Source organism: Sphaerisporangium sp. NPDC005288, assembly GCF_040607475.1.
Lineage (GTDB): Bacteria > Actinomycetota > Actinomycetes > Streptosporangiales > Streptosporangiaceae > Sphaerisporangium > Sphaerisporangium rhizosphaerae.
Window position 1 is genome coordinate 1 of record NZ_JBEXGT010000124.1, and the last position, 1,009, is coordinate 1,009.

The 1,009-nt window shown below is 37.2% G+C and carries 1 protein-coding gene; it reads left to right on the forward strand.

The window, feature by feature from the left end; all coding sequences use genetic code 11:
• Positions 1-527 precede the first annotated feature (527 nt).
• The coding region (locus ABZU32_RS40985) for a hypothetical protein (RefSeq protein WP_354932210.1) at positions 528-1,009 on the forward strand (482 nt) is incomplete at its 3' end.

A 1,009-nucleotide genomic window follows, 5' to 3' on the forward strand; every position in this document is an offset into this window, starting at 1 on the left:
AATGCCTCATTAAAGGACAAGAACTTGAGCGGAAGTGTATCGTACAATAGACGGAGTATGCTTGTATAGTCTACAGTCTGCGGAACCTTAAGTGCCAGCTTTATAATGTCATTTTCCCTACTACAGGCCCGCCTGAAGGTAGACACATCATCATCAGTAAGCTTTGACAAAAAGCATTGAGTAGCTAGCTCTTCTATGCAATCTATAGCTGTTTTATAAGGCATTTAATGACAAATTGATTGTTTAGAAACATACTAGTGAAAGTAGCCTTAATCGCCTCTCGAAATTAATAATGCAGTATGGTGTAAAAAATGCAACTCGCGTTGCTCTACTTTTTTCCGAATTTCCGAATACGCAGCTGGGGTGATTGATCGATTTCGTATCAAAAGTTTTGTTTATAAAAACCGCGAAATCCTTCTTCAACAGATGGATTTTTACAGTGCTGACATATAATGACAACAACTATAATAGAAAATAACCGAAATATGAATGGAGAGAGACTACTTGTTTGTATTAAGCAATGTATTATGCAGCACTTCCAACCTATGATATACGATGAAAGTAGATGTGTAATTGAAACCACAAGGGGAACTTTTTCAGTTCCTGACAATTATAAGAAATATAAAACCTTAGCATTTGCTTTTGTTGGACACGTACTGAATACAGATGACACACCGGTAATTGAAAAAGAACTGGATTGGCCTGATCCTGCACTAGTGTACAATACAATTGTCGATCGAATCAGAAATCACCCAGAATTATCACAGTTTATATCGGTTGCATTCATTAGTCAATTAAAGGCGGCCATAGGGGAGGGTTTAGATATCAATGTAAGAGGCACGTTAAACCGCAGGGGAAAGGGTATAAGAAGGCCGAAAGGCGTATTTTTTAGATACATGGAATCCCCGTTTGTCAATACCAAGGTTACTGCATTCTTTTCTTATCTTCGAGACTATAATAAAATTGCCTCAGAGTATCACAATAATACTAAATTCATTCTCACGTTTTC